The sequence below is a fragment of the Virgibacillus phasianinus genome (assembly GCF_002216775.1).
GTDB classification, from domain to species: domain Bacteria; phylum Bacillota; class Bacilli; order Bacillales; family Amphibacillaceae; genus Virgibacillus_F; species Virgibacillus_F phasianinus.
The window spans coordinates 1218461-1243535 of sequence record NZ_CP022315.1 but is presented as its reverse complement, the minus strand read 5'-3'; the positions used below and the strand labels follow the sequence as shown (position 1 = coordinate 1243535).

Below are 25075 nucleotides of genomic sequence, written 5' to 3'. Positions count from 1 at the left end.
CGTGAGCCCATCCGTATCCCAGCCTTTCTCTTCTCAGCTTTCCGTTTTATCATGGTACTGTGGAAGGTATTTGGTAAAATAGGCTGCTGCAAGAATTAAGCCGAATGTAAGCAGCCAGCTTGCTATTCCCAACACGTCAAACCAATACCCTACCACGTTAATTAATGCAACTGCGTATAAACAAATGGATGATAATCCACTTTTAAGCCCGGTAATTCCAGCAGCCCTTCGCTTCTTAACGTTTATAAAAATTGAGATAACAAAAATAATCAGAAATACAAGTGTAAGTATTAGTGGGGTCATCTTCTACCTCCATTTTTATTGCTGGTTTTACGCCAGCGTATATGTCCATATGTTCATCAAAATCCAACACTTGGTTCGCGCGACAAATGCACTTCTATCAAAGAGAACCCTTCCTTTATGGTTTACAGAATCCCAAATGCATGAAGGAAAATATACACCATGGATCCAAGTGCAACGACGTTTAACAAGAATAACAACCATTTGCTCCAGCCTGATCCTTTTATAGCCAGGATAACTCCTATTATTGGAAGTAAGACCATCACAATAATAACAATTTTGCCTAGTGACCAAAATGCAAAGCCGCTTCCCATTAATAAAAACAGCACAGCAAAAATTAAAAATAAAACCAGTGAGGAAAAGTTAAGTTTATTCATTTTATGTAAGCCTCCTCAGTTATTTTCATTTTCTTTAATTTTAACATTAATTAGCCTAATTTATGATAACATTTCCGAATCCTATTGAATAATCAATAAACAGTGGTTAGATTATTTCAAACAAAAAGAACCCAGCCAACTTTTAGCTAGGTTCTCAGATATAGCTATTGCATCTGTACTTTATGAAGGTTGGCAAAGATACCGTCACGTGCAATTAATTCATCGTGGTTCCCTTGCTCTACAATACCTTCTTTCGTAACAACCATGATCCTGTCAGCATTCTTTATTGTTGCTAACCGATGGGCGATGATCAAGGTTGTCCGATCTTTTGCCAGTTCCGTTAATGCCTTTTGGATAATCATTTCTGTTTCTGTGTCGAGTGCTGATGTTGCTTCATCCAAAATCAGGATCGGTGGGTTCTTTAAAAACATTCGAGCAATAGCAATGCGCTGCTTCTGCCCGCCTGAAAGCTTCAAGCCACGCTCGCCGACCTGTGTTTCATAGCCCTGTGGCAATTCGTTAATGAAATCAACCATATGGGCCTGATATGCTGCTTTCTCGATTTCCTCATCGGTTGCATCGAGTCTGCCGTATGCAATATTTTCCCGTAATGTACCTGTAAATAAAAATACATCCTGTTGCACAATCCCGATTTGGTGACGAAGTGATTCCTTTGTCATTTCGCGCAAATCTAAACCGTCAATGCTGATGCTGCCACTATCTACATCGTAGAAACGCGGGATAAGAGAACAAATTGTTGTTTTCCCCGCACCTGATGGTCCGACAAATGCGATGGTTTCACCTGCCTCAACAGAAAAACTTAAATCTTTCAAGACTGCCGACTGTGTTTTTTCATAACCGAATGTAACATTCTTAAACTTGATATCACCTTTTAATACATCGACCTCATGTGCACCCTTGTGATTGACCACTTCTGGGCTAACATCAAGCATGTCTGTAAAACGTTTGAATCCAGCCATCCCCTTCGGATACAGCTCAAGAAGCGCACTGATTTTTTCAATCGGCTTAAACAGTACATTGGTAAATAAAATAAATGCGACAAGGTCACCATTGGAAATTTCGTTGTGAAAATTCAGCCAAGACCCTACAACTAAAACAATCAATACAATTAATCGCATCATCATATAAATATTCGAATGGACAAAAGCCATAACCTTATATGCACCAATTTTCGCTGCACGAAAGCTATAGTTATCTTTTGTAAAACGAGTCATTTCATGTTTTTCATTGGTAAATGACTGAACAACGCGTACTCCTGATACTGCGTCTTCTACACGCGCATTCACATCAGCTATGTCCTTGTACATCTTTTTCCATGCCGCATTCATTTTAATGTTACTGTAGGTAATTAACCAGACCAGAATCGGCACTACAAACAGAATAATCAATGCTAGCTTGACATTGTATGTGAACATAATCCAAAAGGCGCCAACAAAGGTCATGATGGCAATGAAAAAGTCCTCCGGGCCATGGTGGGCAAGCTCACCAATATCGAATAAATCGTTAGTGATACGGCTCATGATATGTCCGGTTTTCGTGTTGTCAAAAAAGCGGAATGATTGCTTCTGCACATGGTTGAACAAGTGCTGACGCATGTCTGTTTCAATATTTACCCCGAGCTTGTGCCCCAGTAAGTCACAATATATTGAAGAAATGTGCTAAGTAAATAAACGAATAACAGCCCGACACTGACAAGGACAATTAAGTCCCAGTCACCTTTCGGCAATAGCAGGTCAATGAACTTTTGAACCGCTACAGGGAAGGCCAGCTCCAAAATTGCAACGATTACTGCACAGCCAAAATCTATCATAAATAATCTTCTATGTGGTTTGTAATAGGAAAAAAAGCGTTGAATCACGTATTGCACTTCCTTTTCTTTGTATAAGAGAAATTATAAGTCTAATCATGTCGAATAGCAATAGTCGACCCATCATATCCATTTAAAAATACCCAGAATGTTTGCCCAAGCCCCGCATATAAATTAGAAAAGCGGAGGCGACTGGTTAGCGGCGTACAAATAGATAGGACTGTGAACGTGCGTCGGACTTTACGCACATTCATCAGGACTAACTATTTGCTAGCGAGTCCACTGAAAAAGTGGTGGATATTAAAAATATAGCTTTTCATCATCAACTAGCATCTTGAATATACGGAGACTCCTGCGGGAAGTGAGAGATCGATGAGACCCCGCAGGACGGCAGTCCGAGGAGGCTCGTCACTCGCCCGCGGAAAGCGCAGTATATTCAAGATGCGGTGATTGATCCACATATTTGTACCATATTTAACTTTTTCAGTGGGCTATTTGCTAGCCGCTAGGAGCCGCAGCTATAGACAAGAAAAGCGCAGGCAACTGGTCAGAAGCGGACGCATAAGTAAGGAACCGAATTGGGGGTGATCCGAGGATGCCAATGAGTAAATGGATCTGCTATGCGGTTGGGTATGTATTTATTGTTACCGGTATTGTTAAATTATTATTTGATGATTTCCAAACTACCTTTGCCAACCTGGGCATACCATCTTCAACGACAGTTCTGCTGCTTGTTGCGCTAGCAGAAATTGTCTGTGGTGCCTTAATAGCCGGGGGATTTTACGTAAAAGAAGCCACCGTGCCACTAATTATTATAATGATTGCAGCAATAATCCTAACAAAGCTGCCGTATCTTACTGGACAGGGGTTCTTTCAATTTTTATACATGGCAAGACTTGATATTGTAATGTTGATCCTATTATTATTACTTTTCACCCATGTACGGGGACGTAAATTTAGGTAATTTGTAAAGAGGCTGAGACAAAACTAAAATGTTCAACTTAAAAGACGAACGATCAAGGGGTGGAAGTTTAGAACGTTTCTTTTCAACTATCGGATCTTAATAAGCAGTTGACATAAACTTCTGTGACGAAACTAACTATCATGTTCGGTGCCTTGTCACCGCTGCGGAAAAACACTGCGCTTTCCGTGGGGAGCCGATGAGCCTCCTCGCCCCGGCAAGGGGTAGCCGACGTTGCCCGCAAAGGGCGGTTTTAGTCGGGCTTCATTATTGACGCTCTCCGGGGTCTCATCTAGGCTTCTGCTCCCACAGGACAAGGAATGCTTCCCCGAATAAGCATCGCACGAAGAAAAAGTGCTTTTCTTTTTCGAGGAGTCTCCGTGTTTTTCCTCCGCTAATATGTCATTAGACAAAACAGTATTATATAGCAAGTCCGTGATGTCTTACGCTCTGGACTGTTGACTCCTGCTTAGAACAGCGCGTGCTGAAGACCCCGCAGAGTGGTTAAATAATGAAGGCTGAAGCCGTTCCCTAAGTTGCGCAACGGTCCGCAGCGGAAAACAATCCAGCGCATACTTTTTAGCTTTAAGTTTACAAAAACAGACAAGAAAAATCCGAACTACTTCAAATTCTAATCAAAGAATTGAATCATAGTTCGGATTTCTCTCTGGCTAAAACACTTTTGTCCCAGCCTCTTATTATGCCTCAGCTTTTGAAAACTTCATTGTCGCAGCAACAATAAAAACTGCGCCAATAACCCCGACAACGATAATTTCTTCGGTGAAGGTGATAATATGGTTAAATACCTTGAGATCCAGTCCCATCGCCTGTCTAAGGGGGGCACTCATCGTTTCAGGCTGCAGGATAATTTCCTTAAACATATCTACCGAATATGTTAGCGGATTAATTTTCACAATAAAATCCATCCATGCAGGAAGTCCGTTTAATGGAAACATCGCCCCAGACAAGAATAGCATTGGGAATAATAGAATTTGGATCACCATTTGAAAGCCTTGTGCCGTTTTCAGTGAACTTGCAATTAACAGACCGATTGCCGAAATGGTAAATCCAACAAGGAACATGATTGGAATCAGCTGCAGTACCATGGAAAATGTCAGCGAAACACCAATAAACGGAACGAATATCAGCATCATTAGCCCTTGGATAACCGCTACAGTCGTCCCACCAAGAACTTTCCCTATCGCAATGGACACGCGCGACATCGGCGAAACAAGAATTTCTCTCATATACCCGAATTCTTTATCCTGCACTACAGATAAAGCGGAAAATATCGCCGTATTAAATACTGTCATTCCAATAATCCCCGGGAACATAAACTCAACAAAATCAAAGTCAGCAAGAGCGCCGCCACCGGAACCTCCGCCAAGCATTGCCTGCATCGCACCACTCATGCCGCTTCCGAATAAAATCAAAAACATAAACGGCATGGCGAAGGAACCAATCAGACGTCCCCTATCACGAAAGAACTTGATAACATCACGAAGCCACACTGCATAAATTGCCTCCATTAATGGCCCCTCCTCATCTTTTTGATGTCATTCTTTTTAACAGATTCTTCACGGATTTCACGACCAGTCAGTTGTAAAAATACATCATTAAGTGTTGGCCTGCGCAGATTTACAGTTGTAATACCAACAGTGAATTCCTTTACAAACTGAACAAGAAATTCATTTCCTTTCTCTACCTGGAACGTTAATGTATCATCTGCCTCGCTGGCCTCAAGACTATACTCCTCTTCTATAACGCTCTTTGCTTTTTCATTATCAACTGTTCGAATTTCAATAATGTCACCGCCGACATTGGTCTTCAACCTTTCGGGGGTATCGAGCGCAATTAAATTTCCATTATCCATAACCGCTACACGGTCGCATATTTCCGCTTCATCCATGTAGTGTGTCGTTAGAAAAATTGTGATGCCAGCCTTTTTCTTTAAACGCAGAATATATTCCCAAATATGATTCCTCGTTTGTGGATCCAATCCCACGGTGGGCTCATCAAGAAATAAAACGCGCGGGTAATGCAGTAGTCCGCGAGCAATTTCCAGACGGCGTTTCATTCCGCCAGAAAATGTTTCTACAATTTGTTTCCGTTTTTCTGATAGGTCAACAATTTCAAGTACCTCTTTTATTCGTTCCTCTCGCTTTTCCTTAGGTACCTTATAAAAACGACAATGAAGCATTAAATTTTCATTTGCTGACAGTTTTTCATCAAGCGTCGATTCCTGAAAAATTAATCCAATACTTTCTCTTACCTTATTTTTTTCCTTTACAATATCAAAACCATTTATCGTTGCCTCTCCGCCAGTTGGTCTAATTATCGTCGACAGCATGTTAATGGTAGTGCTTTTTCCAGCACCATTCGGTCCGAGAAAGCCAAAAATCTCCCCTTCATCAATTGCAAAATTCACACCGGTTACCGCTTCAAAACCTTTGTACTTTTTTCGTAAATCATTCACTTCAACAATCGTTGCCAACGTTACTCCCCCTCAACCTCTTTCATGAGTAATCTTCGCATAGTCTGTAGGCCTATCCGTATGTCGTGTAACTCCTGTTCAGTTGCTCCCGCTGTAATTGTTTGCATAAATTGATCAATGATTTGCCTGAATGAGTCTTGTAATTCCTCTGCTTTCTTTGATAAATAAATCTCCACAATTCTTCTGTCGTTTTTATTCCGGCATCGTATCACAAAATTGTTTTTTTCTAAACGATCAAGGATACTTGAAACGGTACTGGGCGCCAATTTCAAACGATCACTTAAATCACCAACACGCATAGGTTCATTTTCTGACAGCAAATGCAGCGTCATCATTTGTGGTGGCGTTAATCCTTTCCCGTGCAGCTGTTCGCGCAGTCGCTTTTTCATAAGTGCATTAATCTCTCGGAACAGTTCAGCAATATCCTTGCCATTATTTGCAGTCACATGGTCCACCTCAATTATTTCGTATACTAATTAATATAGCATATATCGTTGTTTATTCAAGAACAGAAATTATCCACATATTTATCCACATATGCACAAATGTTCGCATGTTTGAAGATGTCAAATAAACTCAAATTGTTCCCACGAAAAATCGGGCAAGCCAAAACCCCCCATGGCAGATGGAGGGTTTACTTTTATATTTCACTTAGCGCTGCTGCCCTAATTTAACGGTTGTTGATTGTTTCTTACCATCGCGGTAGAAGGTAACTTTTAAATCGTCGCCAACCTTTTTCTCCTGATAGAGGATTTTTCGTAATTCAATCATGTTCATTACTTTTTTTCCGTCTATTTGTGTAATAACATCCAGCCGTTTGAGACCAGCCTGGTCCGCTGGTGAAAGACGTTCCACACTCCAGATGTAGACTCCGCCGTCAACACCTTTTGGCAGACTAAGCGTACTATCCCATTCAGATTGCGGGACTTCCTCAAGTGAATAAATTTCAACACCTAAGTATGGTCTGGTGATTTCTCCCTTTTTTTCAAGTTCATTCACAAGTGGTCTTGCGGTATCAATCGGGATAGCGAATCCGATTCCCTCAACAGATGTTTCATTAATTTTCATGGAGTTAATCCCGATTAGCTGCCCATCGATATTGATTAGAGCACCGCCGCTGTTCCCAGGATTAATCGCTGCATCGGTCTGGAGAACTTCCGCCTGCCAGTCTGCACGGCCATCCTGGTTAAAGTCCTGTGGGATTGTCCGCTGTTTCCCGCTAATCACACCTTGGGTAACCGATCCTGAAAATTTCATACCCAATGGATTTCCAATTGCAATCGCTGGCTCGCCAACTTTAACATTTTCGGAAGATCCCATTTGAATAACTTGTTTGATATGCTTTCCATCTACGCGCAGAACCGCCAGATCGGAAAATAAATCACTGCCCATTATTTTTGCTTCGATATGTTTTTCATTAGAAAGGACAACTTCAACAGTATCTGCACCCTCAACTACGTGGTGATTGGTAATGATATAGGCATTTCCGTCTTCTTTTTTATAAATTACTCCGGATCCTGTCCCCACTTCACTCGCCTGATCCTGCCAAAAGTCCATTTGTTGTTGAATATTAATCACTCCCACAACTGCTGGGGCGACTTTGTTGACAACATCCGTGACTTGCGTGGATACGTCAACATTAACATAACTGTTGCTTGAGTCCTGATTTAAAGTACCATTATCCGTTTCCGTATTGTTAGTCCACGCTTGTGGCAATAGATTTGACTTCAACAAGGAAGGCATGGCAATAATTACGACTAAGACACCAATGATAATTCCTACAAGAACAGGGAAAAGCCAGCCTTTGCTTTTCTTTGGCCTTTTACCTGGTGGTGGATCCTGATCATGATAATAATCCATCCTATCATCCCTTTCATTCTCACGTGGCGCCTAGCCGTACTTATATTACTTCATATAAGTCAGTTGCCTTTTTCGGGTCTGTATCCATAAGCTTAATTCTCTTATTGATTGCAACGCCACGTTCTTCTAACACATTACTAACCGACATACGGGCTAGGTCTTTCATATTATTATCTTGACTTAAATGTGCTAAATAAATACGTTTTGTTCGATTACCAATAATATCATATAGTGCCAGCCCACTATCCTCATTGGATACATGGCCTGAATCTCCAAGGATGCGCCGCTTCACATTCCATGGATAACGCCCCATCCGCAGCATACCTACGTCATGATTCGCCTCAAATATGTAGGCATCTGCATCTTCAACCGTCTTCTTTATTCGTTCCGATACATAGCCAAGGTCTGTCACCAATGCAACTTTTTTATTGTTGTGGCGAAATGTATAGAACATCGGTTCAGCTGCATCATGGGACACACCAAATGATTCAATATCCATATCGTGAAAGGTTTTAACCTCTTCCATGCCAAAATGAAACTTCTGGTCCAATGAAATCTTGCCAATTGAGTTTTCCATTGCCTTCCACGTCTTCTCATTCGCATAGATAGGTAAATTATATTTACGAGCAATGATTCCTAGACCTTTTATATGATCACTATGCTCATGTGTAACCAATATGCCAGTTAGTTTAGTTGGATCAACCCGTACTTCACTCAGAAGCTTGTCCATTTGCTTGCCGCTTAACCCAGCATCAACAAGAAGCCTCTCCTGATCAGATTCGATATAAAAAGCATTCCCCGTACTTCCGGATGCTAGTACACTAAAACGTAAAGTCATTCCGATTCACTCCGATTTATTTCATCAATTATCTCAATTCGTTTTGTTAATTTGGTCAAAAAATATTGTTTTAAATCTTTATTATCCCGAATTGTATTTACTTTGGAAATGATGCCCTTCGACAGCGTATCGCCCAAAAATGTCAAATCATTGCTTGAGAATATATATCCCTCCAGCGCATTTACAAAGTAATTGCGTTCATTGTTCACTGTAATCTTCCAGGTTGGTGCAAATACTTGTGTTACATTCTCTAGCGGAATTCTTGTATAGTAGCCGATATCAACTTTAGTTATTTCATCACCAGGATTTAAACTGTTCTTTTGATAAAGAACGTCAATAGCCTGGATTGGCTGTGACAGCTTCCTCTGGCTTTTCGTTTTCTCAACGTCCCCAAGCAACGCCTGCGTGTAAAAGCTGATTTCATTTCTATCATTAAGAAAGACCAGTATCAGGCCATTTCGGTTATAGTAAAGAGGCTTTTTCTTTTTTTCCTGAAAGAAAAGCAATACATTCAATTCTTTATTCCAGTCCCAGAAAACATAACTATCCGGTGAGATAATCTTTAACTTTTCCTTCACAAGCGATTCAATTTCCTCGTCGGACGATTCGCTATCGATTGATACTTGTTCTTTTAATCGTGAAATAATAAAATCATTGTTAATTATCGCCGTTTCCTGATCTTCTGTGGATTTAACCATACTTCTATTTTCTTCACTGAATATTTGTTGGTTAATCGAGATATAGGACCCTGTCAGTTCCTCTTCAGGCAGCTCCGTGCGTATTTCTATATCATCTGCTGCCAGCTTTTTTTGAATGGATTCTTCTTGTTCATCCTTCAGCACTTCTAAATCTTCCTTATCCTGCTTTTGAATAAACTGAACCAGTAAAAAAACATCAAGAACAAGAAAGCAGAGAATAAAAAGTGTCTTAATTTGCGTCCACTGCATCTATTGCTCCTCCCTTCTCTGGTTCCAGTTCTTCAAAATCAATTGGCAGCCACATGTCGTTAAGATTCACAAACCATGCGGGTTCAAGTGTCACGGAAAGGGATGAATTATTATTAGAGATAAACTGATAACCTATCTTTATATCTTTAATTTGATCAAGGTCATATGCTTTAGAAAATTCATTTTCCAAGTAGGCAATGAGTTCACTACCCGATGGAAGCGTTACCTCCTTATCGTTAATCACTTCTTTGAGGTTGATTAACGACCGATTATATTTGAATAAATTAGCGTTCTTCCATTTCTGCTCAATAATAGTCAGATCAGAGCTGCTATACGTTGGATAACCATCATAATACATACGGTACCTAATCAAGTTTGATTGCTGGTCAATATGAACAAGCTTATAATCATCTGTCCATCCTTTATGATCATTAATACTTTTCACACTTTGATCCAACAATTCCTGTACATTAATTTGAATGGAGTTGGCGTTAGTTGGGTTCGTAAAAGCAATACTTTTCCCGTTATTCTCTACTCTCATATCACGTCTATCATCATTATAGTAATTTCCTGATTTACTGACTAATGATGATTCAGGAAATAACGCTTTAACCATCTTATTTTCTTCAATTGGAACAACCGTAATATCCCTTTTTAACAACGTCTTATTGTTAAGAGGTATATAAATCTGCTGCTCACCTTTATCATAGGCTATTAATTTGCTTAAATGTTCTTTCTCTGTAATTTGCTTCCACATTTTATCATATTTACTACTATCGTTAACCGTGGCAATTGCCTGCTCCCGACCGCTTTCGGAAATAAAGTGCAAATTCAATATCTTCTGCTCTCTATTAAATGTAATATCAATTTGGTTAAATGATCGTATCGGCAGTTCCCCCGAATCCGAATCATTCATGTCAAAAATGGTTGGTAAAAGTTGCATCGGCAGAGATTCCGGAAATATTATCTCCATTACCCTATTATTATTATCAGGTTGGTCGGTTTCCTCTGTTGCCTGAAGATTAGTTAAGGTCCATGAATGCATGTCCTTATACAGGTTCTCCCGATAGCTTGGATCTGAATAGCCGTAGTGCCCGCCATTTGCATGGAATAGCACCGTTTCTGGACTTATTAGATCCTGCTTTTTCAATTCTGACCCACCAACATCTATACTTGGTTGGAAATTTTGGTCCTCTAGTATCTCATTGCTCGGCTGATAGGTCCATAGACCAAAGGTGAGTAATAAGCTAATCGCAACCAATAAAGTTAACGTAAAGGATTTAACTGATTCCAGCTTCATGAAATATTCCTCCGCTTCTGATTCATTAGCGGAAGTGTAAAGAGAATTGTTGTCCCTTTACCTTCTTTGCTTTTTGCCCAAATCCGGCCGTGGTGAGCTTCAACCAATTCCTTGGCAATCGCAAGACCAAGACCCGTGCCCCCAACCTTACGATTCCGCGCTTTATCTGCACGGTAAAAACGTTCAAATATCTTGTCCAATTTTTCGTAGGCGATTCCCGGACCATCATCTTTAATACTTATGATTAGCTGATACTTTTGCTTTTCTACTTTGAAACGAATCGAACCGCCATCAGGCGAATACTTTATAGCATTTGAAATAATGTTATCAAGCACCTGTGTCATTTTATCTTTATCTAAATAAACAAAATACTGTCCACCAGGCAGATCCCGTTTAAGATCAATTTTTTCAGAAACATTCATATCAAATCGATCAATAATTTGATGCAGATAGCTAATAAAATCTGTCCGTTCTTTATGAAGTCCATATTCTTTGTGATCCATTTTTGAAAGCTGCAGAAGATCGTTGACCATACGAATCATTCGTTCAGTCTCATTTTGTGTTACACCAAGGAATTTCGGTGCAATTTCTTTGTCTTCCCAGGCGCCCTCAGTTAACGCCTCAATATAACTGCGCATTGTTGTTAACGGTGTTCTCAGTTCATGGGATACATTAGAAACGAATTCGCGACGTTCCTGCTCAGCCTTTTCCTGCTCCGTAACATCACTGATAACCGTAATAAATCCAGTAATTTCTTCATATTCATTTGAAATAATCGAGAAATTGGCACGAACAAGAAAAATATCATCCTCATCACTATAGTCAATAATCATGGATCCTGTATCCTGCAGTTCAGAAATATCAACTATTTTATCGCTTAACTGCAGGACATCCAGTAAAAATCTGCCTTTGATATCATCTGGATCTTCTTCAACCAGTTTTGCTGCAGCATCGTTCATTAACGTAACCGCGCCCTTATGGTCAGTTGCAATTACCCCATCGGACATATTGGATAGAACTGAACTTAACTTTCGCCGTTCTTCCTCCGTTGTTGCCTGTGAATGGCGTAATCTATCATTTAAATCATTAAATGTTTCTGCGAGATTCCCTATTTCATCCAAGCTATATACATTTACCTTTTGTGAGAAGTCTCCCTTGGCCATTGTCTGTGCCTGGCGCCGCATTTCTTTAATCGGCTTAGTAATGGTTCTGGCAATTAATATTCCAATTAATGCCGATACGGTAACAGCTAAAATGGAGCCTTGCAGGAATATTTGATTTATGTTTTCAAGCTGTTTATAAACACTTGCCATGGAGGCTTCTAAGAATATTGCACCTACAACCTCACCGCTGTTATTTTTAAGTGATACAGACCTGACAAATTTTCTTTCCCCTGATTCACTATCCAAATAAACTTTTTCTTTTGTTGTCCCAAATAATAAAACATCAAGAATAAGCGGATTCGAAGTTTTCTTACCAACTGAATCCGTCAGTGAAATATCGTTGGTCCCAAGAACCCGGCCTTGCAGATCGACAACCTGCAGGCTCGTGATATCTGCTGGGTCAACGTCACTTACAATGCTTTGTACATCTTCCTCAAGGGTTACGCCTTCTTCACCCTCTATTCGTTCCTTGGCAAAGGCTTGTTCAAGATTTGAACTTAAGTACTCAACCCTGTCATTGATTGAATCCATAAAGTTGGATTTAAGTTTTTCTTCTAAATTACCAACAAAGTACGATCCAATAATTTGAATTGCAATTAATAACAATAAAATAAAAATAACAATAAACTTTAATTGTATCGATCTAAAAAAGCCTACTTTCTTCATACAAACCTACCCCTGATCAGGATTACGTAGATAATACCCAACACCTCGTCGAGTCACAATCCAATTTGGGTTACTCGGGCTTTCTTCAATTTTTTCACGCAGACGGCGAACTGTCACATCTACTGTTCGAACATCACCGTAATAGTCGTAGCCCCATACTGTTTCAAGCAGATGTTCCCGTGTCATAACTTGCCCGATATGTCTTGCAAGATAATGAAGCAGTTCAAATTCACGGTGTGTCAATTCAACCTGTTCACCATCCCGTGTTACTGCATAGGCATCCGGGTGAATAACCAGGCTTCCAATCACGATATCTTTTGTTGTTTTCACGGAATCATCGGGAACAGCCTGTTGACGACGCAGATTCGCCTTTACACGAGCAACCAGTTCACGGTTACTGAACGGTTTTGTTACATAATCATCTGCACCAAGCTCAAGGCCAAGAACCTTATCAATTTCAGAGTCCTTTGCCGTTAACATAATAATTGGCATGGATTGTGTTTTTCGAATCTCACGACATACTTCATTTCCATCTTTATTCGGTAACATAATATCAAGTAAAACCAAATCCGGTTTCTCTATTTCAGCAAGCTCGATTGCTTCGTCTCCATCATATGCACAAACGACCTGGTAACCTTCTTTTTCTAAGTTGAATTTCAATATATCTGCAATTGGTTGTTCATCATCTACCACTAGTATTTTTTGACTCACATTAGCCACATCCTTTTAAGACATTCTTATCTCCATTTTATCGTACTTTACCTTAAATGTCTTATTCTATACAAAGAAATGCTTAAGTAACAATTAAAAAAGATCAACTCAATTGAGCTGATCTTCTTTAATGTGATTATGAACTGTACACACTTCGTACAACATTGGTTTGTGTTCTGTCTGGTCCCACCGAGAAAATAGATAGTGGTATTTCCGTTAATTGGGAAATACGCTCTAAATAATGACGGGCATTCTCAGGCAGGTCATGAAGACTCTTCACGCCAGTAATATCTTCCGTCCATCCAGGCATTTCCTCGTAAACAGGTTCACACTCAGCAAGAGCTTTAAGGCTGGCTGGGAATTCATTAATGACCTGGCCTTTATATTTATAGGAAACACATATTTTCAACGTTTCAATTCCTGTCAATACATCAAGTGAGTTAAGTGATAGATCGGTAATCCCACTTACGCGTCTAGCATGTCTCACTACAACGCTATCAAACCAGCCTACACGACGCGGTCTGCCGGTTGTTGTTCCGTATTCACGTCCAACTTCGCGTATTTGATCGCCCACCCCATCATGCAGTTCAGTTGGGAATGGACCATCACCAACACGTGTTGTATATGCTTTTGATACGCCAACAACATGATTGATTTTTGTTGGTCCAACACCGGATCCAATCGTTACGCCACCCGCGATTGGGTTAGAGGAAGTAACAAAAGGATATGTTCCCTGATCTATATCAAGCATTACGCCTTGTGCACCTTCAAATAACACACGACGGCCGTCATCAAGCGCATCATTTAATACAACAGATGTATCAACAACGTACTTGGCAAGCTGTTGTCCGTATTCATAATACTCTTCAACAATCTCGTCCACATTTACCGGTTCAACCTCATATACTTTTTCAAATAAACGGTTTTTCTCTTTTACATTTTGTTCCACTTTTGCCCTGAACGTGTCTTTATCCAAAAGATCGGCGACACGGATACCCACACGGGCAGCCTTGTCCATATATGCAGGACCGATGCCTTTTTTTGTTGTTCCTATTTTATTAAGTCCTTTTTCTTCTTCTTGAAGGATATCTAATTTTAAATGATACGGAAGAATAATGTGTGCCCGGTTGCTGATTCGCAGGTTGTCTGCTGTAACGTTACGCTCCTGAAGATATGCAAGCTCTTCAACAAACGCTTTCGGGTCAATCACCATTCCATTTCCCAATACACAAATTTTGTCTGAAAAGAAAATTCCAGATGGGATCAAATGCAATTTGTACGTAATTCCATCAAACTTAATTGTATGTCCAGCGTTATTTCCACCCTGATATCTAGCAACTACTTCTGCATTCTGAGAAAGAAAGTCGGTAATTTTACCTTTTCCCTCGTCTCCCCACTGTGTTCCAACTACAACTACTGAGGACATAGCGCACCTCCACTGTATAATCATTTGTCATTTAATAAGTAACAGCGTAATTTTATCAATACCAGGTCAATTAGTCAAGTCTAAATACGAACGTTGGATGTTTTGAATTTATTAATGTTCGGTTAAAGACTCGGCCGTATTTTGATTTATCGGCCGTTCTTGCTCGCCTATGCCGAACTTCGAACTAGCCATACATTAAAAAAGTATGCCCCATCAAATGAGACATACTTATGCTTGAACCGGCGCTGGTGGAACATCACTTTCACTGTAGCGATGATCCAAGTCAACGAATTTATTGTATTCTTTTACAAATGCTAACTCCACGTTTCCAACAGGGCCGTTACGTTGTTTGGAAATGATGATTTCAATTATATTCTGCTTTTCCGATTCAGAATCGTAGTAATCGTCACGATATAGGAACCCAACGATATCGGCATCCTGCTCAATACTCCCTGATTCACGCAAGTCGGACATCATTGGCCGTTTATCCTGACGTGATTCTACACCACGGGAAAGCTGTGACAACGCGATAAGCGGTACATTCAATTCACGGGCCAATCCCTTAAGGGAACGGGATATTTCTGAAACCTCTTGTTGCCTGTTGTCGCGCGAATTTGCACTACCCTGAATGAGCTGCAAGTAATCAATTACAATCATGCCCAGGCCATGCTCTTGCTTTAAACGCCGGCATTTTGAACGAATCTCACTCACGCGAATTCCTGGTGAGTCATCAATATAAATTCCTGCATTAGATAAGCTGCCCATTGCCATTGTCAGCTTACTCCAGTCTTCTGCCTGAAGACTTCCTGTTCGCAGTCGTTGTGCATCAATATTACCTTCTGCACAAAGCATCCTTGAAACTAATTGGTCAGCACCCATTTCCAGACTAAAAATAGCGACATTTTCATCGGTATTAATCGCAACGTTTTGCGCGATGTTTAAGGCAAATGCCGTTTTACCAACAGAGGGACGGGCAGCGATAATGATCAAATCATTTCGCTGAAAGCCTGATGTAAGACGGTCCAAGTCCCGGAAACCTGAAGGCACACCTGTTAAATCAGCATCCTGATGATGTAACTTTTCTATATTATCGTATACATCAATTAAAACATCTTTAATTGCTTGGAATGCTCCTGAATTTTTACGATGGGATACCTCGAGAATATTTTTTTCCGCATCATTCAAAACATCCTCTATCTCATCTTCCTTAGAAAAACCAGATGTTACAATATCAGTTGCTGTTCGGATTAATCTTCGCAATACCGACTTTTCCTCGACAATTTTGCTGTAATATCCAATGTTAGCAGCGGTTGGTACACTGCCAGCAATATCAGTTAAGTACGATACCCCGCCCACTTCATCCAGTGTTTTAGCATTCGATAGGGCTGTTGTGACCGTAACTAAGTCTATTGGTTCACCCTTATCTGAAAGCCTCATCATTGTTTCATAAATCCGTTGGTGGCTAGCCCGGTAAAAGTCCTCCGGCAATAAAAGTTCGGATGCACTGGAAAACGCTTCTGGTTCTAGAAAAATAGCACCAATTACCGCTTGTTCGGCTTCTATATTATGTGGCGGTGTACGATCATTCCATGTGTCACTCATCTTAATTCCCCCTCGTTTCGAGGTATAGTTAAAAGAAAAGCTTACTCTTAAACAATTAGAGTAAGCAGTAAAAGTGTTTACTTATTGTTCAGATACGTGCACTTTAATGGAACCAGATACCTCAGGAATAATTTTAACAGGCACTGTTGTATAACCAAGTGCACGAATTGGCTGGTCAAGTTCTATTTTTCGTTTATCAATTTTATATCCGTAATTTTTTTCTAGGGATTCTGCGATTTGCTTACTAGTAATGGATCCGAACAGGCGGCCGCCATCCCCTGATTTTGCTTTTAACTCAACTGTTAGATCAGCCAACTTATCCTTCAAAGCAATTGCTTCTTCTTTTTCTTCTTGTTCCTGCTGATCTTCTTTACGTTGTTTTGCTTCCAATGCTTTCATATTACCCGCATTAGCTTCCTCAGCCAGTTTATTTTTTAATAAATAGTTTCTAGCGTAACCATCAGAGACATTCTTAACATCGCCTTTTTTTCCTTTACCTTTTACGTCTTTTAAGAAAATTACTTTCATTGTGTGTCTCCTCCTTCTAAATACTCATCAAGTATATCCCTTAACAACAATTCCGCATCCTCTATTGTTGTATCTTCAATTTGTGTTGCCGCATTGGTTAAATGACCTCCGCCGTTCATTCCTTCCATAATGACTTGCACGTTGACGTCCCCAAGCGACCTAGCACTTATCCCAATTTTACCATCACTTCGCTCAGATATGACAAATGATGCGTTTATACCACTCATAGTCAATAATGTATCAGCAGCCTGGGCAATTAATACTTGGCCGTATTCTTCGCCATGTTGGCCTTTTGAAATTGCAATGGAATCATGGTACACCTTAGCACGCTCTATCAGTTTACTGCGTTTTATAAATACATCCAGATCTTCTTTCATAAATTGCTGTACCAAGATTGTGTCCGCACCTTTTGACCGTAAATAGGAAGCCGCATCAAACGTACGAGACCCCGTACGCAATGTGAAGCTTTTTGTATCAACGATTATTCCAGCCAGCAGTGCCGTTGCCTCTAGCATCTTTAACTTTAGGGTTTTCGGCTGGTATTCAAGCAGTTCTGTAACCAGCTCTGCCGTTGAAGACGCATATGGTTCCATATATACCAACGTTGGGTTTTCAATGAATTCTTCAGCACGGCGGTGGTGATCGATTACTACTTTATATTCCGTTTTATTTAAAAGTCGTTCATTTGATACGAGAGCAGGTTTGTGAGTGTCAACCACCACAACCAAGCTGCGGCTTGTAATAATACTTTCCGCCTCTTCAGGATTAACAAAATGCTGCCAAAGACTCTCTTCTTCCCGAATTGCATCTACTAACCGATAAACACCAGTACTTACATCATCCGGATCAAAAACAATGTAGCCATCCACACCATTTGTTTTGGCTATGTTTAAAATTCCAATCGCTGCACCTATTGAATCCATATCTGGTGATTTGTGCCCCATAATTATAACATTATCACTCTCTTTGACTAATTCCTTCAAAGCATGTGAAATAACCCTTGCTCTGACACGTGTACGTTTTTCCATCGGATTGGTTTTACCACCGTAAAACCTGACCTTACCCGTATCATCTTTAATTGCAACCTGGTCACCGCCACGCCCTAATGCCAAATCCAGACTTGATTGTGCTAATTCTCCAAGTGACGGCAGGTCCAGACTTCCTAGACCAATACCAATACTAAGGGTGAGAGGAATATTCTGTTCAGCATTCAATTCCCGTACTTCATCCAGAATATCAAATTTCGATTTCTCAAGTTGATCTAGAATTTCCTTTGTACCAACAGCTACAAACCTTTCCTGTGACGTTCGTTTCAAATACATGCCATTTTCATGTGCCCAGTTATTCAGAATAGACGTTACTTTTGAATTCAATTGGCTCTTAATTGTATCATCCATGTTTTGGGTGATTTCTTCATAGTTGTCTAGAAAAATAATCGAAAGCGTTGTTTGTTCATTGTGGTACAGTTGTTGAATTTCAGTCTGCGTTGTCCGGTCAAATAAATAAAGCAAACGTTCCTCCTTTTTAATGGAGGTTTGAAATTCATAACCCTCAAGTTGAAACCATATTTCACTTTTATTTTCTTTTATCATTGGAATTAATTCCTCTGACAGTAAGTTTAGTGATTTGCCAACTAAGGTATCTTCGGCCGCGAATCGATTCATATATGGGTTGGCCCATTCTATATAATACGCTTCATTGAATAGGACAATCCCAATCGGCATCTCTAATAACGCTTCCTCACCCACTTTTCTAACACGGTGTGAAAGCGTTGATATATATTCTTCTGTCTGATTCATCAATGACTTTTCCGTTCGTATACTATAATAAAATGATCCAATAAGAATAATAGTCATGATAAGACCAATTATCCATTGAAAGTACCAAATAAACCCGAGCAAAACGACAGACAAAATATAAATCATCCATAAGTGCCCGCTCAGTTTTGGTTTATTTTGCATATCTGGCATGGAATTCAACTCCTACACCTTATTCCTGTTCCTTTTTTATTCTTTTGAAATGCGATCACGTAGTCGAAAACCTATATCTATTATACCTAAGATACGTACAAGATAAAGTAAAAAAGTTGGTAAAAGCAATGTTACAATCACGATTACAGTTGGAATTGCCTTTGACTTATTTTTTTGATGTGCATAGAAAAACATAAATGAAAATCCTTGAATGGTCATTAGCAATCCAGCTAGCACCAGCACATTATTGATTGCATGATAGAAAATGCTCGATGGGTCAAGATTGAACAGCGTAAGAATTACTGCGAAAAAGTAAATCCAAACAAGGGATACTGGTAATCGTAAATTGCGAAAAGGAGGGAAAAAGAACTTTTTCCTTTCCAACCGATTGATAACCTTATACCCAATCCATTGACTGATAAACGCCAACACAATTGCGATAAGGGCGACACCAACCGGAATCAAATTCTTCAGCATTTCGACCTGCTGTTGCATCAGTTTCAGTTGTTCCTCTGCTTCTCCAGCCAAACCAACCTGATCCATTAACCCCTTACTCATTTGCATCGATTCGTCAATCAGACTGTCAATTTCATTTATCCAGTTCACATCAAACACAAGCTGACTGATCAAAAAAATAAACAGCAGCCCTATAATAAAACCAAATGTTCCACGTGCCCATGTTTCATACGGTGTCAATTTCTTATGCATACCACTGCCAATCATTATTCCACCCAGACCCATAAGGAGTGTACCTGGTATCGAAAATATTGTTGCAAAAAGTGAAGATAACAAAACGGAAGCGGCCAGCATAATTAGCGAGGGCTTCCAATCGTATCGATACGCAAACACAACAAATGGTATGGGTAATAAAAATGTAGCAATTATTTCTATTAACGGAACAAATACAGATATCAATAATAAGACAATGTATATGGCTGTTAGGAGTGCCCCGTCCGTTAGTATTTTTGATCGATTCATTTATTACTGCACCTCATTACTGATAATCATTTCCTTGTTTTCTTTTAATCTCATTATAATATGATAACACGATTTCTCTTCTATTTGTTGACCGTTTTATTGATTGGTGATTATTTCCCGGGCAATATTTGTCGAATTTTATCTTATTGCTTGAAGTGTCATCAATTATTCACGGCAAACAAGCGACTTTATTGCAGATTTTTACTATAATGGTATAAGAAAAGCGCAAGCGCCCGTTTAGAAGCAGACGCATAAGCAAGGGACCATAGAACGCGTGGGTTTAGCGTTCGTAGTGTCCATTGCTTATGACGGCAGCTTCTGGGCGCTGGAGCTAGACATATTTTGGTTTATACTTTCTGATCTTTTAGAAAATCTTGGCTTGTCGCCAAGAACTAATAGCGAAAGCCTTAGGTTTTTTTACTTTATACCGATAAAGATTTAGTTTCTTTAAAGTACAAGCAAGTGAATTCTCTGTTAAGGATGAGCAAAAATGATATTTTTCAATGCTTTTTTAGATAGCTTAAAACTTCCAAGCAAGCGTGCAGTATTCCAATTAAACCGTATTGGAATGGACATAACGGTCATTTATATGTTTATTATTATGGCCATTGTTGCTATTCCAGCACTATTAGACCGATTAACCGGAACAAGTGGCCCTGGGGCTGATATGGCAGTGTTCTTTCAACTTATTTATTTCTTTATGTTCTACTATCTTCCATTAACGATAATTGTTTTTGTGGTATTGTCTGGGATCGCATATATTTTTACCTGGATTGCTAAGATTCTTAAGCGTAAATTACGTTTCCAGTTGCTTTGGAAAATGGGAGCTTATACGACCACAATTCCTTTTTTGCTATATGCAGTTATTGCCCTATTATTTACCGTTGATGATAGCATGATGTGGCTTTTCTTTATTTATTCTATATGTATATTACTAAAAATAGTAACCGTTTATCCAAGACGAAAGAAACGTACTTAATGAGGTGGTTATGGTGAAACGACTATTCATGTTATGTATGCTGTTATCGACGTTAGTTGCCTGCGATAGCACAGAATCAACTGATCCATCGAATAAGGAACTGTTTATTTCAGCTGCAGCAAGTTTATCCGGTGCACTTAACGAAATAAGTGAGAAATTTGAAGCGAATAATCCGAATGTTACCATCACCCTTAATATGAGCGGGTCCGGGAAATTGGCTCAGCAAATTCAGCAAGGGGCACCCGTTGATGTCTTTTTATCTGCTGACCAGCATTGGATGGATGTATTAGCAAGTGATAACTTACTATTATCCAGCACTCGAATAAACTTTACAAAAAATAATCTCGTCTTGATCACACAAAAGAAATCACCCGGAATAGTGCGTGGTTTAAATGAATTGTCAAAAGAAAGTTTTGACCAAATTGCAATTGGTAATCCCAAAAGCGTTCCAGCTGGCAGTTATGCAAAAGACGCCTTAACCAATCTCGGTCTGTGGGATGAACTAAAGGATTCCTTTGTTTTTGCAAAGGATGTAAGCCAGGTTCTTACCTATATTGAAACAGGAAATGCGGAAATCGGTTTTGTGTATGGAAGTGACCTTCATCGTGCTGAAGGGGTAAAAGTTCTAACGGAAATTGACAAAGAACTGTATACACCGATTGTTTATCCAGCGGCGGTATTGTCTGAGAGCGAGCAGCCAGAACTGGCAAAAGAGTTTCTTTCGTTTATTCAGTCCGATTCTGCACAAACCATTTTAAAAAATTATGGGTTTTCCTATTAATTGATGTGTATGGAGGTGCACAATCATGAACTATACACCACTTATTCTATCGTTGAAAATTGCAGGCATTGCCACATGCATTGTGTTGATTTTCGGAATACTCTTTGCTAGAATCCTAGCCAGAAATCAATTTCCCGGAAAGCGGATAATTGAATCCATTTTGATGCTTCCACTCGTATTACCGCCAACTGTTGTTGGATTTGGGCTATTATATTTGTTTGGAAAAAACGGACCAATAGGCGGCTTATTATTAGAAGTTTTTGATTTTCAAGTTGTTTTTACCTGGATCGGTGCTGTGATTGCTGCGACAGTCGTTGCATTTCCCTTGATGTATCAAAGTGCATCAGCTGCTTTCCAAACTTTTGAGCCAAATATTGAAAATGCTGCATACACCATGGGGGCATCCAAATGGCGGGTGTTCTGGACTATTTCCTTCCCGCTTGCTTGGCCGGGACTCCTGGCTGGACTCGTATTAACGTTTGCGCGGGCGCTTGGTGAATTTGGCGCAACACTTATGATTGCAGGCTACATACCCAACAAAACGGATACTATACCTCTTGCCATCTATTTCGCAGTAGAATCGGGCAACACAGATAAAGCAGTATTTTGGGTGGTCAGCATGCTCATCATTGGATTTAGTGCAATTCTATGGCTGAATTGGTGGAGTGGTCGGAACATATTAAAATTCACCAGTGATAAGTAAAGGGGGTTACATTGATGCTTAAAGTGGATATAACAAAAAAGCTGAAGAACTTTTCAATTGAGATGCATTTTACTATAGAGAATGAAATTGTTGTATTATTTGGCCCATCCGGTTCAGGAAAAACAACTTTGTTAAACTGCATCGCCGGACTCTCCCAACCTGATTTGGGAACAATATGTTTAAATGGAAAGAACCTTTTTAAACGTGATGCAAAACCGTTGCCTGTACAAAAACGAAATATCGGATATGTATTTCAGGATTACGCCCTATTTCCACATATGACCATTGAAAAAAATATTCAATACGGAATGAGGGACCCCTCATTAGTTGAGCAACTAATTGATGTTGTTGGAATAAGATCATTGGTAAACAGCTACCCTAGGCAAATATCAGGCGGGGAAAAACAGCGTGTTGCACTTGTTCGTGCCTTGGCGATGAAGCCGGATGCATTATTACTTGATGAACCTTTTTCCTCATTGGACGAAAAAACACGTACAGAATGCCAGAATGAATTAATCCGACTTCACAGTACATGGAGCATACCAGTTATTATGGTAACGCATGATTACTCTGAAGCGTCACGGGTTGGCAACCGGATTATCCAAATCGAAAAAGGTAGACTACTAGAGGAAAAGATCCCTGACTAAGGATCTTATCATTCCCTATCATTCTCCACATAATGCTTTAACAGGGAGATCTTGTTATCCCAGTATTGATCAAAAAATGACAGCCATTGCTTTAACTCTATAAGCTGTCCCGGCTGAATGGTGTACAGTTTCTCTCGCCCTGCTTTACGGCCCGCTTACTAATTTTGCCTCCGCCAAAACATTTAAATGTTTTACCACTTACCACGGCCGTACGACTTACTGCAAAATTCTGGCTAACATCCTTAATAGATAGGTCTCCTCTGACCAGCAATTCAAGCATTTGTCTCCGTGTAGGATCCGCTACTGCTTGATAAACATCATACTTTGGGGCGGTAGTCACTTTCTCTCAACTACTTTCCTCAAACTGACATCCACAAGCCTAGCCCACCCGTTATCCATAATGTTTCTAGTTGTTTGGTATGTTCTAGATGTGCCTGGTATAGTTTCATCTGGAATTCCCCAGCCGGAGTGAACCATAGTAAATTCCGTCTTTCCTTCTTTTTCCTCTAAATAAAAGGTGACAATCCAGCCAAACTCTCCCCATGTAAAAGAAAGTTCTTTTGGTTCATTTATCGTTAACACCTCACATTTTGATGTTTCAAACTGTGACTTAATAAAAAACTGATGGCCTTCAACCGATTTAAAATCATTTGGCATAAACCATTCGGCAATACCATCTGATGTTGCAACTGCTTTCCACACTTTCTCAATTGGTGCATGAAAGGTAGCCTGTTTCTTTATTTCTTGCACAACATTACTTTCACTCATTAAAATTCCTCCATTTTAAGTAAACTTACGGGAAGCCCAAATAAAAAACCTTTCTCCCATACCTGGAAGAAAGGCTTCTCTTTACTCTGTTACGAAAGGCAATAATGCCATTGTACGAGCACGTTTAATCGCTTTAGTAAGTTTTCGTTGATATTTAGCAGATGTTCCAGTTACACGACGAGGAAGAATTTTTCCTCGCTCAGAAATAAAACGTCTTAGCAAATCAACATCTTTATAATCGATGTGTGTAATTCCATTCGCTGTGAAATAGCACACTTTACGACGCTTTGCGCGTCCGCGACGAGCTGCCATTAATACCCCTCCTTTTCAATTTAGAATGGTAAATCATCGTCTGATATATCGATAGGTTGACCGTTGTTTTTAAACGGATCCTCTTCGTTTTGGTTTTGATTTGATTGGTTTTGGTTTTGATTTTGGCTTTGATTCTGATTACGATACTGATTTTGTTGATAGCTGGATGAACCCTGGCCCCCACCTTGTGTGGTACCTTTTGTTTCCAAAAATTGTACGCTATCAGCGACAACCTCAGTCATGTAAACCATTTTACCGTCTTGTCCTTCAAAATTACGTGTTTGGATACGTCCATCAACACCGACCAAGCTGCCTTTTTTCATATAGTTAGCAAGGTTTTCTGCAGGTCTGCGCCATACAACACAGTTGATAAAATCCGCTTCACGATTTCCCTGTTGATTGGAAAAAGGTCGATTAACAGCTAATGTGAAATTGGCTACTGCCACTCCGTTTGGTGTATAACGTAAATCAGGATCCTTCGTTAATCTGCCAACAAGTACGACACGATTTAACATCAGAACCACCCCTTATTATTGATCTTCTTCTCGAATTGCCATATGTCGGATAATATCATCTGAGAATTTCGCTAAACGATCAAACTCATTGATTGCAGCTTCATCACTTGAGAAATTCACAATAACATAATATCCATCACGATAATCATTGATTTCATATGCAAGGCGTTTTTTGCCTTTTTCATCAACTTTTGCAATCTCCGCGCCATTATCAGTTAGAATTTTGTGGAAACGCTCCATTAGTGCTGTTTGAGCATCCTCTTCCATGTCTGGGCGAATGATATACATGATTTCGTATTTAGTCATTCGTTACACCTCCTTTTGGTCTTAGCGGCCCTCATTTACCATGAGAGCAAGGAGCAATTTATAGTTAATTACTCACAATAGTGTATTATACCAAAACACTATTGAAAATACAAGC

The 25075-nt window shown here is 39.8% G+C and carries 25 protein-coding genes and 2 pseudogenes; 5 read left to right on the top strand and 22 right to left on the bottom strand.

Annotation, left to right across the window (positions count from 1 at the left end):
• Positions 1-33: 33 nt before the first annotated feature.
• The 3 genes and pseudogenes from CFK37_RS06365 to CFK37_RS06355 form a co-directional block, all read right to left on the bottom strand.
• The gene (locus CFK37_RS06365; RefSeq protein WP_089061066.1) at positions 34-303 is read right to left on the bottom strand and encodes a hypothetical protein; all 270 of its coding nucleotides are present in this window, start codon (positions 301-303) and stop codon (positions 34-36) included.
• A gap of 122 nt (positions 304-425) precedes the next feature.
• On the bottom strand, positions 426-677 hold the full coding sequence (locus tag CFK37_RS06360) for a hypothetical protein (RefSeq protein ID WP_089061065.1): 252 nt from the start codon (positions 675-677) through the stop codon (positions 426-428).
• Between the two features lie 164 nt (positions 678-841).
• Positions 842-2556, bottom strand: a pseudogene (locus CFK37_RS06355) (ABC transporter ATP-binding protein).
• Positions 2557-3100: 544 nt separating this feature from the next.
• Between CFK37_RS06355 and CFK37_RS06350 the strand changes: the two are divergent.
• Positions 3101-3469 (top strand): DoxX family protein, encoded by a 369-nt coding sequence (locus tag CFK37_RS06350; RefSeq protein ID WP_089061064.1) that lies wholly within the window; start codon positions 3101-3103, stop codon positions 3467-3469.
• 695 nt (positions 3470-4164) lie between these two features.
• Here CFK37_RS06350 and CFK37_RS06345 read toward each other — a convergent pair.
• From CFK37_RS06345 to CFK37_RS06280, 14 genes are all read right to left on the bottom strand, one after another.
• Positions 4165-4995 (bottom strand): ABC transporter permease, encoded by an 831-nt coding sequence (locus CFK37_RS06345; RefSeq protein WP_089061063.1) that lies wholly within the window; start codon positions 4993-4995, stop codon positions 4165-4167.
• Entirely contained in the window at positions 4995-5960 is a 966-nt protein-coding gene (locus CFK37_RS06340) for an ATP-binding cassette domain-containing protein (RefSeq protein ID WP_089061062.1), read from the bottom strand. Before CFK37_RS06340 ends, CFK37_RS06345 begins: the two co-directional genes overlap by 1 nt.
• Positions 5961-5962: 2 nt before the next feature.
• Positions 5963-6406 (bottom strand): MarR family winged helix-turn-helix transcriptional regulator, encoded by a 444-nt coding sequence (locus CFK37_RS06335; RefSeq protein ID WP_089061061.1) that lies wholly within the window; start codon positions 6404-6406, stop codon positions 5963-5965.
• Between the two features lie 205 nt (positions 6407-6611).
• Positions 6612-7820, bottom strand: coding sequence for a S1C family serine protease (locus CFK37_RS06330; RefSeq protein ID WP_089061060.1), 1209 nt, complete (start codon positions 7818-7820; stop codon positions 6612-6614).
• 40 nt (positions 7821-7860) lie between these two features.
• Complete coding sequence (locus CFK37_RS06325; RefSeq protein WP_089061059.1) at positions 7861-8658, bottom strand: MBL fold metallo-hydrolase; 798 nt, start codon at positions 8656-8658, stop codon at positions 7861-7863.
• Positions 8655-9605, bottom strand: coding sequence for a two-component system regulatory protein YycI (locus tag CFK37_RS06320; protein ID WP_089061058.1), 951 nt, complete (start codon positions 9603-9605; stop codon positions 8655-8657). Before CFK37_RS06320 ends, CFK37_RS06325 begins: the two co-directional genes overlap by 4 nt.
• Positions 9586-10905, bottom strand: coding sequence for a YycH family regulatory protein (locus CFK37_RS06315; protein ID WP_089061057.1), 1320 nt, complete (start codon positions 10903-10905; stop codon positions 9586-9588). Before CFK37_RS06315 ends, CFK37_RS06320 begins: the two co-directional genes overlap by 20 nt.
• Positions 10902-12734 (bottom strand): cell wall metabolism sensor histidine kinase WalK, encoded by a 1833-nt coding sequence (gene walK / locus CFK37_RS06310; RefSeq protein WP_089061056.1) that lies wholly within the window; start codon positions 12732-12734, stop codon positions 10902-10904. Before walK ends, CFK37_RS06315 begins: the two co-directional genes overlap by 4 nt.
• 6 nt (positions 12735-12740) lie before the next feature.
• Positions 12741-13445, bottom strand: a complete 705-nt coding sequence (gene yycF, locus CFK37_RS06305; protein WP_089061055.1) for a response regulator YycF — start codon at positions 13443-13445, stop codon at positions 12741-12743.
• 136 nt (positions 13446-13581) lie between these two features.
• The gene (locus tag CFK37_RS06300) at positions 13582-14871 is read right to left on the bottom strand and encodes an adenylosuccinate synthase (RefSeq protein WP_089061054.1); all 1290 of its coding nucleotides are present in this window, start codon (positions 14869-14871) and stop codon (positions 13582-13584) included.
• 228 nt (positions 14872-15099) lie between these two features.
• On the bottom strand, positions 15100-16473 hold the full coding sequence (gene dnaB / locus CFK37_RS06295; protein ID WP_089061053.1) for a replicative DNA helicase: 1374 nt from the start codon (positions 16471-16473) through the stop codon (positions 15100-15102).
• Between the two features lie 81 nt (positions 16474-16554).
• On the bottom strand, positions 16555-17001 hold the full coding sequence (rplI, locus tag CFK37_RS06290; RefSeq protein WP_089061052.1) for a 50S ribosomal protein L9: 447 nt from the start codon (positions 16999-17001) through the stop codon (positions 16555-16557).
• Positions 16998-18971 carry a DHH family phosphoesterase gene (locus tag CFK37_RS06285; protein WP_089061051.1) on the bottom strand — a complete coding sequence of 658 codons (1974 nt, stop codon included), beginning with the start codon at positions 18969-18971 and terminating at the stop codon, positions 16998-17000. Before CFK37_RS06285 ends, rplI begins: the two co-directional genes overlap by 4 nt.
• A 36-nt stretch (positions 18972-19007) precedes the next feature.
• Positions 19008-19949 carry a YybS family protein gene (locus CFK37_RS06280; RefSeq protein ID WP_089061050.1) on the bottom strand — a complete coding sequence of 314 codons (942 nt, stop codon included), beginning with the start codon at positions 19947-19949 and terminating at the stop codon, positions 19008-19010.
• A gap of 490 nt (positions 19950-20439) precedes the next feature.
• Between CFK37_RS06280 and CFK37_RS06275 the strand changes: the two genes are divergently transcribed.
• Genes CFK37_RS06275 through CFK37_RS06260 form a run of 4 tightly spaced genes read left to right on the top strand, consistent with a single transcriptional unit; the run spans position 20440 to position 23059 of the window.
• The gene (locus CFK37_RS06275; protein ID WP_089061049.1) at positions 20440-20928 is read left to right on the top strand and encodes a DUF1189 family protein; all 489 of its coding nucleotides are present in this window, start codon (positions 20440-20442) and stop codon (positions 20926-20928) included.
• A 10-nt stretch (positions 20929-20938) separates the two neighbouring features.
• Positions 20939-21709, top strand: coding sequence for a molybdate ABC transporter substrate-binding protein (gene modA, locus CFK37_RS06270; protein ID WP_089061048.1), 771 nt, complete (start codon positions 20939-20941; stop codon positions 21707-21709).
• 25 nt (positions 21710-21734) lie between these two features.
• The gene (gene modB / locus CFK37_RS06265; protein WP_089061047.1) at positions 21735-22412 is read left to right on the top strand and encodes a molybdate ABC transporter permease subunit; all 678 of its coding nucleotides are present in this window, start codon (positions 21735-21737) and stop codon (positions 22410-22412) included.
• A gap of 14 nt (positions 22413-22426) precedes the next feature.
• The gene (locus CFK37_RS06260) at positions 22427-23059 is read left to right on the top strand and encodes an ATP-binding cassette domain-containing protein (protein WP_089061046.1); all 633 of its coding nucleotides are present in this window, start codon (positions 22427-22429) and stop codon (positions 23057-23059) included.
• 8 nt (positions 23060-23067) lie between these two features.
• Here the strand turns inward: CFK37_RS06260 and CFK37_RS06255 are convergent.
• The 5 genes and pseudogenes from CFK37_RS06255 to rpsF form a co-directional block, all read right to left on the bottom strand.
• Positions 23068-23339: pseudogene (locus tag CFK37_RS06255) on the bottom strand (ArsR/SmtB family transcription factor).
• A 56-nt stretch (positions 23340-23395) separates the two neighbouring features.
• Entirely contained in the window at positions 23396-23827 is a 432-nt protein-coding gene (locus CFK37_RS06250) for an SRPBCC family protein (protein ID WP_089061045.1), read from the bottom strand.
• 81 nt (positions 23828-23908) lie between these two features.
• Positions 23909-24139, bottom strand: coding sequence for a 30S ribosomal protein S18 (gene rpsR, locus CFK37_RS06245; protein ID WP_089061044.1), 231 nt, complete (start codon positions 24137-24139; stop codon positions 23909-23911).
• Positions 24140-24159: 20 nt separating this feature from the next.
• A complete protein-coding gene (gene ssb / locus CFK37_RS06240) occupies positions 24160-24654 on the bottom strand; it encodes a single-stranded DNA-binding protein (protein WP_089061043.1) in 495 nt (164 codons plus the stop codon).
• A 15-nt stretch (positions 24655-24669) separates the two neighbouring features.
• Entirely contained in the window at positions 24670-24960 is a 291-nt protein-coding gene (gene rpsF, locus CFK37_RS06235; protein ID WP_089061042.1) for a 30S ribosomal protein S6, read from the bottom strand.
• Between the last annotated feature and the right edge of the window lie 115 nt (positions 24961-25075).

Excerpts from the sequence above, each read along its gene's own strand:
- CFK37_RS06365 (WP_089061066.1), bottom strand. The coding sequence starts at position 303 with ATGACCCCACTAATACTTACACTTGTATTTCTGATTATTTTTGTTATC.
- CFK37_RS06300 (WP_089061054.1), bottom strand. The coding sequence starts at position 14,871 with ATGTCCTCAGTAGTTGTAGTTGGAACACAGTGGGGAGACGAGGGAAAA.
- CFK37_RS06275 (WP_089061049.1), top strand. The coding sequence starts at position 20,440 with ATGATATTTTTCAATGCTTTTTTAGATAGCTTAAAACTTCCAAGCAAG.
- CFK37_RS06285 (WP_089061051.1), bottom strand. The coding sequence starts at position 18,971 with ATGCCAGATATGCAAAATAAACCAAAACTGAGCGGGCACTTATGGATG.
- rpsF (WP_089061042.1), bottom strand. The coding sequence starts at position 24,960 with ATGACTAAATACGAAATCATGTATATCATTCGCCCAGACATGGAAGAG.
- CFK37_RS06360 (WP_089061065.1), bottom strand. The coding sequence starts at position 677 with ATGAATAAACTTAACTTTTCCTCACTGGTTTTATTTTTAATTTTTGCT.
- CFK37_RS06350 (WP_089061064.1), top strand. The coding sequence starts at position 3,101 with ATGCCAATGAGTAAATGGATCTGCTATGCGGTTGGGTATGTATTTATT.
- CFK37_RS06325 (WP_089061059.1), bottom strand. The coding sequence starts at position 8,658 with ATGACTTTACGTTTTAGTGTACTAGCATCCGGAAGTACGGGGAATGCT.
- modA (WP_089061048.1), top strand. The coding sequence starts at position 20,939 with ATGGTGAAACGACTATTCATGTTATGTATGCTGTTATCGACGTTAGTT.
- CFK37_RS06260 (WP_089061046.1), top strand. The coding sequence starts at position 22,427 with ATGCTTAAAGTGGATATAACAAAAAAGCTGAAGAACTTTTCAATTGAG.
- walK (WP_089061056.1), bottom strand. The coding sequence starts at position 12,734 with ATGAAGAAAGTAGGCTTTTTTAGATCGATACAATTAAAGTTTATTGTT.
- dnaB (WP_089061053.1), bottom strand. The coding sequence starts at position 16,473 with ATGAGTGACACATGGAATGATCGTACACCGCCACATAATATAGAAGCC.
- modB (WP_089061047.1), top strand. The coding sequence starts at position 21,735 with ATGAACTATACACCACTTATTCTATCGTTGAAAATTGCAGGCATTGCC.
- CFK37_RS06345 (WP_089061063.1), bottom strand. The coding sequence starts at position 4,995 with ATGGAGGCAATTTATGCAGTGTGGCTTCGTGATGTTATCAAGTTCTTT.
- CFK37_RS06315 (WP_089061057.1), bottom strand. The coding sequence starts at position 10,905 with ATGAAGCTGGAATCAGTTAAATCCTTTACGTTAACTTTATTGGTTGCG.
- ssb (WP_089061043.1), bottom strand. The coding sequence starts at position 24,654 with ATGTTAAATCGTGTCGTACTTGTTGGCAGATTAACGAAGGATCCTGAT.
- CFK37_RS06330 (WP_089061060.1), bottom strand. The coding sequence starts at position 7,820 with ATGGATTATTATCATGATCAGGATCCACCACCAGGTAAAAGGCCAAAG.
- CFK37_RS06250 (WP_089061045.1), bottom strand. The coding sequence starts at position 23,827 with ATGAGTGAAAGTAATGTTGTGCAAGAAATAAAGAAACAGGCTACCTTT.
- rplI (WP_089061052.1), bottom strand. The coding sequence starts at position 17,001 with ATGAAAGTAATTTTCTTAAAAGACGTAAAAGGTAAAGGAAAAAAAGGC.
- CFK37_RS06320 (WP_089061058.1), bottom strand. The coding sequence starts at position 9,605 with ATGCAGTGGACGCAAATTAAGACACTTTTTATTCTCTGCTTTCTTGTT.
- CFK37_RS06280 (WP_089061050.1), bottom strand. The coding sequence starts at position 19,949 with ATGAATCGATCAAAAATACTAACGGACGGGGCACTCCTAACAGCCATA.
- rpsR (WP_089061044.1), bottom strand. The coding sequence starts at position 24,139 with ATGGCAGCTCGTCGCGGACGCGCAAAGCGTCGTAAAGTGTGCTATTTC.